General features: G+C 72.5%; 12 protein-coding genes. 8 read left to right on the plus strand and 4 right to left on the minus strand.

Translation table 11 applies throughout. The annotated features are described in order from the left end of the window. The first annotated feature begins 85 nt into the window (after positions 1 to 85). Together MSA03_RS07540 and hpf are read left to right on the plus strand one after the other, a co-directional pair. Positions 86 to 748, plus strand: a complete 663-nt coding sequence (locus MSA03_RS07540) for a ComF family protein (RefSeq protein ID WP_147050230.1) — start codon at positions 86 to 88, stop codon at positions 746 to 748. Between the two features lie 89 nt (positions 749 to 837). After that, positions 838 to 1,497: a ribosome hibernation-promoting factor, HPF/YfiA family gene (hpf, locus tag MSA03_RS07545; protein WP_028496751.1), complete on the plus strand. Its 660-nt coding sequence runs from the start codon at positions 838 to 840 to the stop codon at positions 1,495 to 1,497. Between the two features lie 67 nt (positions 1,498 to 1,564). On the opposite strand, the gene MSA03_RS07550 is transcribed toward hpf, so the two are convergent. Beyond that, complete coding sequence (locus MSA03_RS07550; RefSeq protein ID WP_028496750.1) at positions 1,565 to 2,887, minus strand: hypothetical protein; 1,323 nt, start codon at positions 2,885 to 2,887, stop codon at positions 1,565 to 1,567. Between the two features lie 232 nt (positions 2,888 to 3,119). Between MSA03_RS07550 and secA the strand changes: the two genes are divergently transcribed. Then, a complete protein-coding gene (secA, locus tag MSA03_RS07555; RefSeq protein ID WP_147050231.1) occupies positions 3,120 to 5,909 on the plus strand; it encodes a preprotein translocase subunit SecA in 2,790 nt (929 codons plus the stop codon). 92 nt (positions 5,910 to 6,001) lie between these two features. Then, positions 6,002 to 7,225: a pyridoxal phosphate-dependent aminotransferase gene (locus MSA03_RS07560; protein WP_147050232.1), complete on the plus strand. Its 1,224-nt coding sequence runs from the start codon at positions 6,002 to 6,004 to the stop codon at positions 7,223 to 7,225. Positions 7,226 to 7,798: 573 nt separating this feature from the next. Here the strand turns inward: MSA03_RS07560 and MSA03_RS07565 are convergent. Continuing rightward, positions 7,799 to 9,523: a DEAD/DEAH box helicase gene (locus MSA03_RS07565; RefSeq protein ID WP_147050233.1), complete on the minus strand. Its 1,725-nt coding sequence runs from the start codon at positions 9,521 to 9,523 to the stop codon at positions 7,799 to 7,801. A 44-nt stretch (positions 9,524 to 9,567) separates the two neighbouring features. Continuing rightward, positions 9,568 to 10,005 (minus strand): Rv3235 family protein, encoded by a 438-nt coding sequence (locus MSA03_RS07570; protein ID WP_147050234.1) that lies wholly within the window; start codon positions 10,003 to 10,005, stop codon positions 9,568 to 9,570. Positions 10,006 to 10,153: 148 nt separating this feature from the next. On the opposite strand from MSA03_RS07570, the gene MSA03_RS07575 reads away from it, so the two are divergent. After that, complete coding sequence (locus MSA03_RS07575) at positions 10,154 to 10,756, plus strand: hypothetical protein (protein ID WP_147050235.1); 603 nt, start codon at positions 10,154 to 10,156, stop codon at positions 10,754 to 10,756. 52 nt (positions 10,757 to 10,808) lie between these two features. Here MSA03_RS07575 and MSA03_RS07580 read toward each other — a convergent pair whose 3' ends face one another. Further along, positions 10,809 to 11,090 carry a helix-turn-helix domain-containing protein gene (locus tag MSA03_RS07580; protein WP_028496744.1) on the minus strand — a complete coding sequence of 94 codons (282 nt, stop codon included), beginning with the start codon at positions 11,088 to 11,090 and terminating at the stop codon, positions 10,809 to 10,811. A gap of 98 nt (positions 11,091 to 11,188) precedes the next feature. On the opposite strand from MSA03_RS07580, the gene MSA03_RS07585 reads away from it, so the two are divergent. Genes MSA03_RS07585 through MSA03_RS07595 form a run of 3 tightly spaced genes read left to right on the plus strand, consistent with a single transcriptional unit; the run spans position 11,189 to position 14,578 of the window. Beyond that, positions 11,189 to 11,818, plus strand: a complete 630-nt coding sequence (locus MSA03_RS07585; RefSeq protein WP_028496743.1) for a CpaB family protein — start codon at positions 11,189 to 11,191, stop codon at positions 11,816 to 11,818. Further along, positions 11,815 to 13,065, plus strand: coding sequence for a CpaE/TadZ family protein (locus tag MSA03_RS07590; protein ID WP_147050236.1), 1,251 nt, complete (start codon positions 11,815 to 11,817; stop codon positions 13,063 to 13,065). Before MSA03_RS07585 ends, MSA03_RS07590 begins: the two co-directional genes overlap by 4 nt. Positions 13,066 to 13,090: 25 nt before the next feature. Further along, positions 13,091 to 14,578, plus strand: coding sequence for a sensor histidine kinase (locus MSA03_RS07595; protein ID WP_147050237.1), 1,488 nt, complete (start codon positions 13,091 to 13,093; stop codon positions 14,576 to 14,578). Position 14,579: the final 1 nt, after the last annotated feature.

Genomic DNA, 14,579 nt, shown 5'->3' on the forward strand with positions numbered 1-14,579 from the left:
CTCCCCAGGAGGCGCACGCGGGCCGGCGCACCCGGATCGCGGGCGGCCCGGCGGCCGGTCGGGACATGGGCCGGAGGATGGGCGGATGCCGATCCCGCCGTCCGGTGCCCGCGCCGCGCTCGCCGAGGCGCTCGCCCTCCTCTTCCCGACGTGGTGTGCGGGCTGCGACCTGCCCGGCGCCTCCCTGTGCGCCGACTGCGCCCTCGCCCTCGTCCCCGACCTGCGCGTGCGGCGCCTCGCCGACGGACTCCGCGTGCACAGCGCGCTCGCCTACGAGGGCGTCCCCGCGCGGGTCGTCCGCGCGCTGAAGGAGGACGGCCGGACCTCGCTCGCCCGACCTCTCGGCGCGGCGCTGGCTGCGGCGGTGGGCGCCGCCGATCCGGACGGCGACGTGCACATCGTGCCGGTCCCGACCTCGCGCGCGGCCCTCCGCCGCCGCGGCTATCGCGTCACGGAACTCGTCGCGGTGCGGGCCGGCCTGACCCCCGAGCGACGGCTCCTGGCCCGGGCCCCCGCCGCCGACCAGCGGGGCCTCGGGCGCGCGGAGCGCGCCGCCAACGTCTCCGGGACGATGCGCGCCCGGGACGCGGCGGGCCTGCGCATCCTTCTCGTCGACGACGTCGTGACGACCGGCGCGACACTCGCCGAAGCGGCGCGGACGCTCCGGGAGGGCGGCGCGGAGGTGGTGGCGGCGGCCACGGTCGCCGCGACGCCGCGGCACGGAATACTCACGGCTCGCCGAGCGTGACATGCGGCCGGACCGGGGCTACGTTGGGGGGACAGAAGGCGAACCGAGGTCCGCCCTTGACCGGGAGGACCGGAACAAGGAGGTCAGGGATGGAAACCAGCATCGTCGGCGTGGGCGTGAGCATCACGGATCGGTTCCGCACCGTTGCCGAAGAGAAGTCCGCCCGGATCGAGAACCTGGCGCCCCGCGCGCAGCGACTCGACGTCAAGGTCACGCATCGCGTCTACCACAACGGGGGGCGCGAGGACGAGACCGTCGAACTCACCTTGACCGGCAAAGGCCCCATCGTCCGCGCGGAGGCGACGGACGGCGACAAGTTCGCGGCCCTCGACATCGCGGTCGACAAGATGGCGGAGCAGCTGCGGCGCGCGAAGGACAAGCGGGTAGACGCCCGGAACCACTCGCGCGGCGCGAAGCTCGAGAAGGGCACCGGCACGATCGCCGGGATCGACGTGAAGCCCGCCTCGCTCGACGTCATCCGCGCGGTCGCGACCGGCGAGGTCCCGATCATCACGGGCAACGAGGACGAGGAGGACTACACCCCCGTCGTCATCCGCACCAAGCTGTTCGACCCCGAGTGGATGACCGTCGAGGAGGCCGTGGACCGCATGGAGCTCGTCGGCCACGACTTCTTCCTCTTCATCGACGCGCGCACCGATCACCCGAGCGTCGTCTACCGCCGCAAGGGCTGGGACTACGGCGTCATCTCTCTGACGACCGTCGCAGCCGCGGAGGAACTGGTCTCCTAGACCGAGAACGGGAGGGCCGATGCCGTGGCGGCATCCGCCCTCCCGCACGTCCGGACGACGTGGGCGATCAGTCGAACATGCCGTCCAGGAGGCTGCCGATGACCAGTCCGCCGAGGAGCCCCCCCATGATGTCCGGGCCGCCGCGCTGACCGCGTCCACCGCTCTGACCCCAGCCCCCGTCGTTCGGGCGCGAGGAGTCGATGTCGCGCTGGGCGAGCTGCAGGGCCTCGGCGGCCAGCATCCCGCACCGGCGGGCGTCGGCGAGCGCCTGCTCGCGCAGATCCTCGTGGATGGGCGCGCCGATGAACGGCGCGAGTTCGAGCCGGATGCGCTCCGCCTCGGCGAGCCGCGTGCGGGCGTCGGCTCCGATCCAGCCGCGGTGGCCGGAGATGACGCTGCGGGCGACGCCCAGCTGCCGGTCGGCGTCGTCGATCGCGTGCCGCACGTGCGACTCCGGCGGCACGGGCCGGGCGGCGCGCTCGCGCGCCTTCGCGACGGCGAGATCCAGGGCCGTGTTGGCCTCCCGCAGGCGGGTGAGCTCGGTGAACGGGTCGGGCTTGTCCGCCGTGGTGCTGAAAGCGTCCAGCGCCTTCTCCAGCGCCGTCGTCGCCGCGGCGACGGCCGGGACGCCGGCGAGGTCGCGTGCGTCGACGATGTCCTGCCGGGAGTCGTCGACGATGGCGGTGAGCGTCGAGGCGGCGCGGAGCGCCTCGACCTCGAACTGGTCGACGGACTCCAGGAGCGTCGTGGCGCGGCGGACCGCCTCGATCGCGGTCTCCAGCGCGATGTTGGCCTGTTCCCGCTGTCCGCTCTCGCGGCGGACCTCGGACACGTCCGAGCCGTGGATCGCGAACTCCAGCAGCTGCCGGGCCTCGACGGGGTTCCCGGAGATCTTCCGGAGGGCGGCGGGGGAGTAGCGCTGCTGCAGCCGCGCGACGGTCTCCTCCGCCTGCGGCAGGCGGGCGCTCAGCCGCTCGACGTCGCGACGGATGCCGGCGATGATCTCCGGCGCGCGCCGTGCGCGGGCGATGGGCTCGGCGAGCGCCTCGGTGCGGTCGTCGAGGAGCTCCTGCGCCCAGTCGCACAGCTGGATGATGCGCTCGTTGCGCGTGCGCAGCTCCTCGGTCGTGTCGGGGATCTCGTCGTGATTGAGCTGATTGAGGTGGAAGGCCTCGCCGAGGTGCTCGCGGACGGCGGCGACCGCCGCGCGCAGCTCGCTCGTGGCGTCCCGGCCCAGCTCGATCTCGGCGTACAGGAGCTCGTCGGCGGTCGTGCGGAGGCGCTCGTCGGCGGCCACGAGCGCGGAGTCCGCCCGCCGGCCGAGCTCGGCGATCTTCGCCTGCAGCTCCTCTTGCTCGCGCTTGCGTCTGCCCCAGATTCCACCAGCCATGGCTCGATCCTAGATCCGCGGCGCCCCGCGGCGCCGCGAGGGGCGGCGGTTCTCTGCCCCTTCGCAGAACCCGCGCCGTCCGCGCCGGTGCGCTGTCCGCTGTGGGAGATACCGGGGCGCATACGGATGTCTCCAAGGTCACGGACGGATAACATGGCTCAATATGCCTGCGCCTGCGCGCGGGCACCCGCCGACCGGGACGTCGGCGGCACCCGACAGATGGAGATCGTCCGTGGCCAACCCCCTCGAGAAACTGCTTCGCGCCGGAGAAGGAAGGATCCTCCGGCGGCTCCAGCAGGTCGTGAAGGCCGTGAACGCCCTCGAAGAGGACTACGCGCAGCTCACCGACGACGAGCTGCGCGGCGAGACCGCCGAGCTGCGCGCCCGTCACGAGGCGGGCGAGTCGCTGGACAAGCTCATGCCCGAGGCGTTCGCCGCCGTGCGCGAGGCCGCCAAGCGGACGCTCGGCCAGCGGCCGTACGACGTGCAGATCATGGGCGGCGCGGCCCTGCACCTCGGCAACATCGCCGAGATGAAGACCGGTGAGGGCAAGACCCTCACCGCGACGTTCGCCGTGTACCTCAACGCGATCGCCGGCAAGGGCGTGCACGTCATCACGGTCAACGACTACCTGGCCTCGTACCAGTCCGAGCTCATGGGCCGCGTCTACCGCGCCCTCGGCATGACCACCGGCACGATCATCGCCGGGCAGACCCCGGAGATCCGGCGGGAGCAGTACGCCGCCGACATCACCTACGGCACGAACAACGAGTTCGGCTTCGACTACCTCCGCGACAACATGGCATGGCGCAAGGAGGACCTCGTCCAGCGCGGCCACTTCTTCGCGATCGTGGACGAGGTCGACTCGATCCTCATCGACGAGGCCCGCACCCCGCTCATCATCTCCGGCCCGTCCTCGGGGGAGGCCAACCGCTGGTTCGTGGAGTTCGCCAAGATCGCGAAGACCCTGCAGGCGGGGGTCGACTACGAGGTCGACGAGAAGAAGCGCACGATCGGCGTGCTCGAGCCCGGAATCGAGAAGGTCGAGGACTATCTCGGCATCGACAACCTCTACGAGTCGGCCAACACCCCGCTCATCTCCTTCCTGAACAACTCGATCAAGGCGCTCGCGCTGTTCAAGCGCGACACCGACTACGTCGTCATGAACGACGAGGTCATGATCGTCGACGAGCACACCGGCCGCATCCTGGTCGGGCGGCGCTACAACGAAGGCATCCACCAGGCCATCGAGGCGAAGGAGGCGGTGCCGGTCAAGGCGGAGAACCAGACCCTCGCGACCGTCACCTTGCAGAACTACTTCCGGCTGTACGAGAAGCTCGCCGGCATGACCGGCACGGCCGAGACCGAAGCGGCCGAGTTCATGTCGACCTACAAGCTCGGCGTCGTCCCCATCCCGACGAACAAGCCCATGATCCGCAAGGACCAGTCCGACCTCGTCTACAAGAACGAGCAGGCGAAGTTCACGCAGGTCGTCGAGGACATCGCGGCGCGCCACGAAACCGGCCAGCCGGTGCTCGTCGGCACCGTCAGCGTCGAGAAGAGCGAGTACCTCTCGCGGCTCCTCGCCAAGAAGGGCGTCAAGCACGAGGTCCTCAACGCGAAGAACCACGCCCGTGAAGCCGAGATCGTCGCCCGGGCGGGGCGCCTCGGCGCCGTCACCGTCGCCACGAACATGGCCGGCCGCGGAACCGACATCATGCTCGGCGGCAACGCGGAGTTCCTCGCCGTGCAGGAGGTCAAGTCCCGCGGGCTCGACCCCGTCGAGACGCCGGAGGAGTACGAGGCCGCGTGGGACGAGGTGTACCCCGCCATGCGCGACACCGTCGCCGAGGAGGCCGTCGCGGTCATCGAAGCCGGCGGGCTGTACGTGCTCGGCACCGAGCGGCACGAGTCCCGCCGCATCGACAACCAGCTGCGCGGCCGCTCGGGCCGTCAGGGCGACCCGGGCGAGAGCCGGTTCTACCTGTCGCTGACCGACGACCTCATGCGGCTGTTCCAGTCCGGCGCCGCCGAGGCCATCCTCGCGCGCACGAACTTCCCGGATGACGTCGCCATCGAGTCCGGCATGGTCTCGCGCGCCATCAAGAGCGCGCAGGCGCAGGTCGAGGCCCGCAACGCCGAGATCCGCAAGAACGTTCTGAAGTACGACGACGTCCTCAACCGCCAGCGCGAGGCGATCTACGCCGACCGCCGGCACATGCTTGAGGGAGACGACCTCTCCGACCGCGTGCAGCACTTCATCGAGGACGCGATCAACGCCATCATCGACGACCACACCGGTCGCGGGCACAACGAGAGCTGGGACTTCGACGCGCTCTGGACCGAGCTGAAGACGCTCTACCCCGTGGGCGTCACGATCGACGAGGTCGTCGCGGAGAGCGGCAGCGCCGGCCGCGTCACGGCGGAGGGTCTCAAGCGCGAGATCCTCTCCGACGCGAAGATCGCGTACGCCAAGCGCGAGGAGTCCCTCGGCTCGCCCGCCATGCGGGAGCTCGAGCGCCGCGTCGTCCTGCAGGTGCTCGACCGCCGCTGGCGCGACCACCTCTACGAGATGGACTACCTCAAGGACGGCATCGGCCTGCGCGCGATGGCCCAGCGCGACCCGCTGATCGAATACCAGCGCGAGGGCTACCAGATGTTCCAGTCGATGATGGGGCAGATCAAGGAGGAGTCCGTCGGATTCCTCTACAACCTCGAGGTCGAGGTGCGTCAGGCCGAGGGCGCAGAGGTCGAGGCGAAGGGCCTCACGGCGCCGACGGTCGAGGCGCAGCGCCTGCAGTACACCGCGGCCAACGACGCCGGCGAGGTCGAGGTCCGCAACGACCGCGGCCAGGTGCAGCAGGCGGCCACGAGCAAGCTGCGCGCCGCGCAGGCTCCCGCGCCCGCAGAGCCCGCCGCCGACGCGCCCCGCGGCGCGTTCGGCCAGCGCACCGACGGCGGCTCCGCTGCCGCCCCCGCGCAGAACCGCGCACAGCGCCGCGCGGCCGACAAGAAAAAGTAGTCCGGCGATCTCCGGCATCCGCTCGCCGCAGACGGATGCCGGAGGCCACCCGGCGCGCATTGGACTGGTCGGCACGGGGATATCCTGGGCGGATGAGCCCCCGCATCCTGGACCAGTCGTCGAAGCTGAAGGACGTCCTCTACGAGATCCGTGGAGCCGCCCTGGTGGAGGCGGACCGGCTGGAGGCCGACGGGCACACGATCCTCAAGCTCAACACCGGCAATCCGGCCGTGTTCGGCTTCGAGTCGCCGTTCCAGATCGTCCGCGACATGATCGAGGCCATCCCGCACGCGCACGGCTACAGCGACAGTCGCGGCATCATGTCGGCGCGCCGCGCCATCGTGTCGCGGTACGAGCAGGAGCCCGGGTTCCCGGCGTTCGACCCGGACGACGTCTACCTCGGCAACGGGGTGTCCGAGCTCATCACGATGACGATGCAGGCCCTCCTCGACGAGGGCGACGAGGTCCTCATCCCCGCGCCGGACTACCCGCTGTGGACGGCGATGACGAGCCTCGCCGGCGGCACGCCCGTGCACTACCGCTGCGCGGAAGAGGACGACTGGCAGCCCGACCTCGAGGACATCCGCGCGAAGGTCACGCCGCGCACGAAGGCCATCGTCGTCATCAACCCCAACAACCCCACGGGCGCCGTGTACTCCCGCGAGGTGCTGCAGGGGATCGTCGAGATCGCCCGCGAGAACGACCTGCTGCTCCTCTCGGACGAGATCTACGACCGCATCCTCTTCGACGACGCCGTGCACATCCCGCTCGCCACGCTCGCGCCCGACCTCCTGTGCCTCACCTTCAACGGGCTCTCCAAGACCTACCGCGTCGCCGGCTACCGCTCGGGCTGGATGGTCATCACCGGCCCGAAGAAGCACGCGTCCGGGTTCCTCGAGGGCATCCAGCTGCTGGCCTCCACGCGGCTCTGCCCGAACGTCCCCGGGCAGCACGCCGTGCAGGCGGCGCTCTCCGGCATCCAGTCCATCAACGCCCTCATCGCACCCACGGGGCGGCTCCACGAGCAGCGGGATGCCGCGTGGGAGGGCCTGGAGAAGATCCCCGGCGTCAGCTGCTTCAAGCCCAAGGGCGCCCTGTACGCTTTCCCGCGCCTGGACCCCGAGGTGCACGAGATCCGCGACGACGCGAAGCTCGTCTACGACTTCCTCGTCGCCGAGCAGGTGCTGCTCGTGCCGGGCACCGGCTTCAACTGGGCGACGCCGGATCACCTCCGGATCGTCACGCTGCCCGAGGCGCGGGTGCTCACCGAGGCGATCGAACGGCTCGGCAACTTCCTCGCCTCGTACCGGCAGTGAGCGCTCCGCGGGCGGCGCGGTAGCGGACGGCCGGGGCCGTCGCGGCGCCGGCCAATGACGGCGCGCGGTGCGCGGGGGGTCCTGTGCGGCGCTGGCCGCGGTGCGAACCGCAGGACCGCGTGTGACGCCTGTGGCGCCCGGCCACTCACCAGCCCCACCCGTCACGCCCGATCCTGCAGATCGCTGCGCGGAGCGGCTCAGACCTGAGTCGGCTCCGTTCAGCGGCGCGGACCGCCGGCGCCGGGTTCCGAGCGAGTCGGGACGCCGGCGAACCCGCCCCTCGCGTGCGAACCGCAGGACCGTGTGTGACGCCTGTGGCGCGCGGCCACTCACCAGCCCCACCCGTCACACCCGATCCTGCAGATTGCTGCGCGTGGTGGGAGCGCGGCGTCGATCAGCGGAGGGGGTGGGGTCGGGGTCCCGGCCGAGCCTCAGCGGCTCAGCGGCTCAGCGCGTCCGCGGCCGAGCCTCAGCCGCCCAGCGGCTCGGTAGCCCAGCGGCCCAGCACCTCAGCACCTCCGCGGCCCAGCGCCTCCCCGGTCCAGCGCCTCCCCGGTCCAGCGGCTCAGCGGCTCAGCGGCGCGGGCGGTCCTCGCGCTTGGCGGAGCCGCCGAACCGGTCGGGCTTGATCTCGATCAGCTTGCCGCTGATGCGCGTCCCCTCGAGGCGCTTCAGCGTCTCGCGTGGCAGGTCGGCGGTGAGTTCGACGAGCGAGAACTCGGGGCGGATCTGGATGGCGCCGAAGTCCTCGCGCCGGAGGCCGCCCTCGTTGGCGAGCGCGCCGACGATCTGCCGCGGCTCGACCTTGTGACGACGGCCCACCGCGATCCGGTAGGTGGTCATCGAGGAGCCGCCCGTGCGCGGGCGGCGTTCGCCCCGCTCTGCCTGCCCGCCGCTTCCGCGGCTCTCCCGATCGGACCGGGGCTCGGGGGCGGCGTCGGGGTCGAGCAGGAGAGGCGTCTCGCCCTGCGCGACGACGGCGAGGGCGGCGGCGACATCCCCTTCGGGCACATCGTGGTGCTCGACGTAGTGGGCGACGATGTCGCGGAAGACCCCGATCTGCGCGGCGTCGGCGAGGGCCGCGGTGATCGCGTCGTCGAATCGGGTGAGGCGCGTCGCGTTGACGTCCTCGACGCTGGGCAGCTTCATCTCGGTGAGCGGCTGGCGGGTCGCCTTCTCGATCGTGGTCAGCATCCGCCGCTCGCGGGGCGTGACGAAGCTGATGGCGTCGCCGGTGCGTCCCGCCCGCCCGGTGCGGCCGATGCGGTGCACGTACGACTCGGTGTCGATCGGAAGGTCGTAGTTGACGACGTGGCTGATGCGGTCGACGTCGAGCCCGCGCGCGGCGACATCGGTGGCCACGAGGATGTCGAGCTTGCCGCTCTTGAGCTGGCTGACGGTGCGCTCGCGCTGCGCCTGCGCGACGTCGCCGCTGATCGCCGCCGCGGTGTAGCCGCGGGCCCGCAGCTTCTCGGCGAGGGTCTCGGTCTCGTTTTTGGTGCGCGTGAAGACGATCATGGCCTCGAAGTTCTCGGTCTCGAGGATGCGGGTGAGCGCGTCGACCTTCTGCGGGTACGACACCATGAGGTAGCGCTGCGTGGTGTTGGCCGACGTCGTCGTCTTCGTCTTGACCGTGATCTCTTCGGGATCGTTCAGGTACTGCGTCGAGATCCGCCGGATCTGCGCGGGCATCGTCGCGGAGAAGAGCGCCACCTGCTTGCCGGCCGGGGTGTCGGCCAGGATCGTCTCGACGTCCTCCGCGAAGCCCATTTTGAGCATCTCGTCGGCCTCGTCGAGCACGAGGTACTTCAGTTCCGACAGGTCGAGGGTGCGCTTCTCGAGGTGGTCCATGATGCGTCCCGGCGTGCCGACGACGATGTGCACGCCGCGGCGCAGCGCCGAGAGCTGCTGGCCGTAGCCCTGACCGCCGTACACCGGCAGGACGTGGACGCCGCGCATGTGCGAGGCGTACTTCTCGAACGCCTCGCACACCTGCAGGGCGAGCTCGCGGGTGGGTGCGAGCACGAGCGCCTGCGGCGTCTTCTGGGCGAGATCGAGGCGCGACAGGATGGGGAGCGCGAACGCGGCGGTCTTGCCGGTGCCGGTCTGGGCGAGGCCGACCACGTCGCGGCCCGCGAGAAGCGGCGGGATGGTGGCCGCCTGGATGGCGGAGGGCGTTTCGTAGCCTACATCCTTCAGCGCCCTCATCACCGCGTCGCTGAGCCCGAGCTCGCTGAAGGCGGATTCCGGGCGGGCAGAATCTGCCTCGATGGGAGGGTTTTCGGTGGATGACGCCATACGTCGACGGTAGTCCCCCCGCGCCGCCCGCCGCGACCGAGGGACTAGAGGAGGGCGAGTGACGTCGCGCGCCAGCGACCGTCCCAGCCCTCCAGCCGCAGGGCGACGGCGCGCGTGCGTGCGGGTCCGGCGACGATGACGACGGCCTCGACGACACCGTCCGCGGGCGCGTCATGCCGGATCCGGAGGATGCGGTGCGCCGGCCGGGCCGCCGCCACGCCCCGCGCACTGCGTGCCCGGGCCGACAGATTGGCGCGCGTCACGAGGGCGCGGAACGCGTCCTCGCCGAACCAGCGGGCGAGCTGGTCGACTTCCCGGACGCCCGCGAGCACCTCGAGGACGCCGATCGTGAGGTTCTTCAGCAGCGGCTCCGGGTCGGGGAGGGCGTCGGTGGAGGTGCGCTGCGGGGCGAAGTACTCCGCCACATGGAGCGCGGAGCCGGAGGCGGCCGGGGTGCGCGCGGTGCTCGGTCGGGGAGCCATGCGGAGTCCTCTCTCGAGGGGTGTCGCGGGGTGTCGCGGGGTGTCGTGGCCATGAGTAGAGCACAGCCGCGCGGGCCGCAGGATGAGAATCCTCCAACATGTGGACAACCGGCGCGGGGCGGTCGCGCGGTGCCCTAGCCTCGGCCGCGTGCCATGGGATGGGTTCTTCGAGGACCTGGAAGACCAGCTCGACTCCGAATGGGAGGCCGAGCGCGCCGCGCTGGACACCGAGGCCGAGCGGCTCCGTCTCGCGCGGCTGACCCTGCGGCAGCGGCTCGTCTCGCTCGCCGAGGGCGCGGACGCGCCGCCGCGGCTCGAACTCGCGGACGGCGACGCCGTCACGGGGCCCCTGGCGGCGGTGGGGGCCGACTGGGTCGCCCTGACCCCGGACACGCGCCGCACCGGCGCCGTGCTCGTGCCCGTGGCCGCGATCGTCGCGATCGGGATGCCGCACGCCGACGTCCTCCGCAGCGCGCGCGCCGACACGGCATCCGCCCCTCGGCTGGCGGAGCGGATGACGTTCGGGTTCGTGCTGCGCGACCTCGTCCGGCGGCGGACTCCCGTGACCGTGACGGTGCTCGGGGGTCGGGGCCTCTCCGGGACGATCGACCGTGCCGGCGCCGACCACCTCGATCTCGCGCTGCACGACCGGGGTCAGCCCCGCCGGAGCGGACTGGTCACGGGGCACCGCGTCATCCCGTTCTCCGCGGTCGTCGCGGTGCGGCTGGACGCGCCGGCGCCGCTGCCGTGAGGCGACGTCCCCGCGCCGCCGACCGCCCCCCCGGGGCTCCGGGGGGGGGGGCTCAGTCGGGGCGGCCGACCTTCCCCCGGCCCCACAGTTCGGGGAAGCTCGCGGCGTTCGACTCCCGCCACAGTGCGATGCGGCGGGCCTCCTCCGCCTGATCGTCGAGGTAGTGCTCGACGCTGTCCGCCTCGATCCGCCAGCGGGAGGGCGTGCCGACCTTCATGCCGCGCAGCCGGCCGTCGAGGACCAGCGCGACGACCTCGTCGACGTCGATCTGGAGCACCTCGGCGACCTGCGCCGGGGCGAGCATGCGCGCGGCGGACCGCGGTGACTCGGGCATGAGGCCATTATGTTCCGGCCCCGCTGCGTCCCCGGTCGGCCGCGCCGGGCTGTGGATAACCGCCGCGGACATCGCCGTGCCGGGTCCACCATGGGGCGATGACCGCTGTGGAGATGGCCCGGCCCCGCCCGCGCGCGTTCTGGTCCGACGCGCGGTTCCTGCTCGGGATCGCCCTCATCGTCGTCTCGATCGCCGGCGTGTGGCTCGTCGTCTCGGCGGCCCGGCAGACCGTGCCCGTGTTCGCCGCGGCGCGGACCATCGTTCCCGGCGAGGAGGTCACGGCCGGCGACCTGCGCGTGATCGAGGTGGCGCTCGGCCAGGCCGGCGAGGCGTACGCGTCGCCCGGCACGCTCGAGGAGAGCGTCGTGGCGACGCGCACCATCGGAGCCGGCGAGCTCGTGCCGCACAGTGCCGTCGGCGCCGCGGCGCGCGCGGCCGTCACGACGGTCGCGCTGCGCAGCGCCGGCGACGTGCCGGCGGCGGTGGAGGCCGGGACGGTCGTGGAGGTCTGGGCGGCGCCGCAGAAGGAGCGGGGCGTCTTCGACGCGCCGCGCATCCTCGTCCCCGCGGCGACCGTGGTCTCGGTGACCCGGGAGGACTCCGTCATCGGGGGCGCCGGCACCGCATTGGAGGTCGTGATCGACCGGGCCGATGTCGCCGCGACGCTGGAGGCGGTCTCCGCGGGGTGGAGCATCTCGGTCGTGCCCGCCACGGGGACGGGGCGATGAGGGTCGTCCTCGCCGTCGACGGGCGGCACGGAGCCCTCCTCGCGGAGGACCTGCGGCTGGAGGGCGCCGACGTCCGCACGGTCGTCGGAGCCGGCGACCCGGCGGCCGCCGTCGCCGACGCGATGGCCGGGCCCGAGGCGGCGGAGCTGCTCGCCGAACTCGCGCGCGCCGACCTGCTCATCGTGGCGGCCGGCCGCGACGCCCTCACCGCGGAGCTGGTCGGGGCGTGCGACCGCTTCGGGGTGCGGATCGCCCCGCTGTGCGCCCGCGAGACCGACCAGCGCCTTGCCGTCATGTTCGGACTGCACCCGCACCCGCCCGACGCGCCTGCGGCCGCGCTCCTGCTCCCCGTCGAGCCTGCGGAGGCGCTGGCGGGAGCCCCGCGCGGGCGCGTCCTGGCCGTATGGGGCCCGGGCGGCGCACCCGGACGGACGACGCTCGCCGTCGAACTCGCCTGCGAGCTCGCCCGTGACGGACGGCGCGTGGGCCTCGTCGATGCGGACGCGCACGCCCCCTCCCTGGCCCTCGCCACCGGGCTGGCCGACGAGGGGCCGGGCTTCGCCGCCGCCTGCCGGCAGGCCGAGCGCGGGACGCTGACCGTCGCCGAGCTCGCCCGCATCTCCGCCCCGCTCGGCGACGTGGAGGTCCTGACCGGGCTCAACCGGCCGGGCCGGTGGCCCGAGCTCAGCCACGCCCGCGTCACAGCGGCGCTGGAGGTCTGCCGTGACTGGGTCGACGACACGGTCGTCGACGTCGCCGCCCCGCTGGAGCGCGACGAGGAGATCGTGAGCGACCTCGACGGTCCCCGGCGCAATGCCGCGACCCTCGCCGCGCTCGGATCCGCCGACCTCGTCGTCGCGGTCGTCGCGGCCGATCCGGTCGGGGTGTCGCGCTTCGTGCGGGATCATCCGCAGCTGCGCGCCGTCGTCGGGGCGACCCCGGTGCGCGTCGTCGTCAACAAGACGCGCGGGGGCCCGCTCGGCATCGACGCGCGCGGGCAGGTGCGGCGGACGCTGGAGCGGTTCGCCGGCATCGAGGACGTCTGGTTCGTGCCCTGGGACGGGAAGGCCGTGGATGCCGCGCTGCTGTCCGCGCGGCCGGTCGCGCACGTGTCACCCCGCTCCGCGCTCACGGGGGCGCTGCGGCGGTTCGTCGGCGAGGCCGTCGTGCCTCCCGTGCGGCAGGCGGACCTGCGGCGGGAACGCCCGCGCGGCCGCCTCGCGGCGCGGCTGCTGCGTACGGCGTGACGCCGGGCCCCCGTAGGCTGGTGCGGTGTCGACGCTCAGCGATCTCGTCTATGCCCAGGGCCGCTCCACCGCGGCCGACGTCGAGTGGCTGCACCGGCTGGCCGGTGACGGGCAGCTGCTCGCCGACCTGGCCTTCGCCGACATCGTGATCTGGGTGCCCACCGCCGACGATTCGTTCATCGCCGTCTCCCACGCCCGGCCTGGCGGCGCGGCGACGCTGTTCTACCGTGACATCGTCGGCGACCGGGTCCGGCCGCAGTGGCGCACGCAGGTGAAGGATGCGTTCACGCAGGTCCGCATCGTCGACTCCGCCTCGCCGGACTGGTTCGAGGAGACTCCGACGCGCGTCCGCGCCGTCCCGATCGTGCGCGAGCGCGGTTCCGCCTCGGCGCCCGCGACGGTCATCGGCGTGCTCACGCGGCACACGAATCTCGGCGAGACGCGCGCCCCGTCGCGGCAGCAGATCACCTTCAACGACTGCGCGGACGACCTGTTCGGAATGATCGCCACCGCGGACTTCCCCGACCTGTCCGCTCCGACCTCGCCGCGCCGCGGCGCGCCGCGCGCGTCGGACGGCCTCATCCGGGTCGACGTCGACGGTGTGACGACCTTCGCGAGCCCCAACGCGCTGTCCGCGTTCAACCGGCTCGGGTTCGAGGAGGAGCTCGAGGGGGAGTCCCTCATCGAGGTGGCCACCACGATCCTGCCTGCCAAGCGCCAGTTCGACGAGTCCCTGCCGATCGTCATGACCGGCCGCGCCCCATGGCGCGCCGACATCGAGGCCCGCGGCGTCACCGTGTCGCTGCGCACCGTGCCGCTGCGCGACCACGGCACCCGCATCGGCGCCATCGTGCTGTGCCGCGACGTGACCGAGATCCGCCACCAGGAGCAGGAGCTCATCACCAAGGACGCCACGATCCGCGAGATCCATCACCGGGTCAAGAACAACCTGCAGACGGTCGCGTCGCTGCTGCGCATCCAGGCCCGCCGCACGCACTCCGACGAGGCTCGCGACGCCCTCACGCAGGCGATGCGGCGCGTCTCGGCCATCGCCGTGGTGCACGACACCCTGTCCGAGGGGCTCGCGCAGAATGTCGAGTTCGACGACGTGTTCAACCGGGTGCTCAAGCTCGTCGCCGAGGTCGCGGCGGCGCCCAACACGCGCGCCCGCACGCACCGGACGGGCTCGTTCGGAACGCTGCCGAGCGAGTACGCGACGCCGCTCGCGCTCGCCTTGACCGAGCTCGTGACCAACGCGGTGGAGCACGGGCTCGCCGACAAGGAGGGCGACGTCGAGATCATCGCCGAGCGGTCCGAGGACCGTCTCGAGGTGCGCGTGCGCGACAGCGGCGTCGGCCTGCCGGAGGGGCAGGTCGGTCGCGGGCTCGGCACGCAGATCGTGCGCACCCTCATCCAGGGCGAACTCGGCGGCACGATCGACTGGCACACGATCATGGGCAGCGGCACCGAGGTGACGATCGACATCCCGCTGCGCTACATCTCGCGGGCCTAGG

Source organism: Microbacterium saccharophilum (assembly GCF_007992455.1).
Classification (GTDB): domain Bacteria; phylum Actinomycetota; class Actinomycetes; order Actinomycetales; family Microbacteriaceae; genus Microbacterium; species Microbacterium saccharophilum.

What these genes read in the sequence shown, in the direction of transcription:
- MSA03_RS07565 (WP_147050233.1), bottom strand. Translation starts at nt 9,523, where the DNA reads ATGGCGTCATCCACCGAAAACCCTCCCATCGAGGCAGATTCTGCCCGC.
- hpf (WP_028496751.1), top strand. Translation starts at nt 838, where the DNA reads ATGGAAACCAGCATCGTCGGCGTGGGCGTGAGCATCACGGATCGGTTC.
- MSA03_RS07590 (WP_147050236.1), top strand. Translation starts at nt 11,815, where the DNA reads ATGAGGGTCGTCCTCGCCGTCGACGGGCGGCACGGAGCCCTCCTCGCG.
- MSA03_RS07570 (WP_147050234.1), bottom strand. Translation starts at nt 10,005, where the DNA reads ATGGCTCCCCGACCGAGCACCGCGCGCACCCCGGCCGCCTCCGGCTCC.
- MSA03_RS07540 (WP_147050230.1), top strand. Translation starts at nt 86, where the DNA reads ATGCCGATCCCGCCGTCCGGTGCCCGCGCCGCGCTCGCCGAGGCGCTC.
- MSA03_RS07550 (WP_028496750.1), bottom strand. Translation starts at nt 2,887, where the DNA reads ATGGCTGGTGGAATCTGGGGCAGACGCAAGCGCGAGCAAGAGGAGCTG.
- MSA03_RS07560 (WP_147050232.1), top strand. Translation starts at nt 6,002, where the DNA reads ATGAGCCCCCGCATCCTGGACCAGTCGTCGAAGCTGAAGGACGTCCTC.
- MSA03_RS07585 (WP_028496743.1), top strand. Translation starts at nt 11,189, where the DNA reads ATGACCGCTGTGGAGATGGCCCGGCCCCGCCCGCGCGCGTTCTGGTCC.
- MSA03_RS07580 (WP_028496744.1), bottom strand. Translation starts at nt 11,090, where the DNA reads ATGCCCGAGTCACCGCGGTCCGCCGCGCGCATGCTCGCCCCGGCGCAG.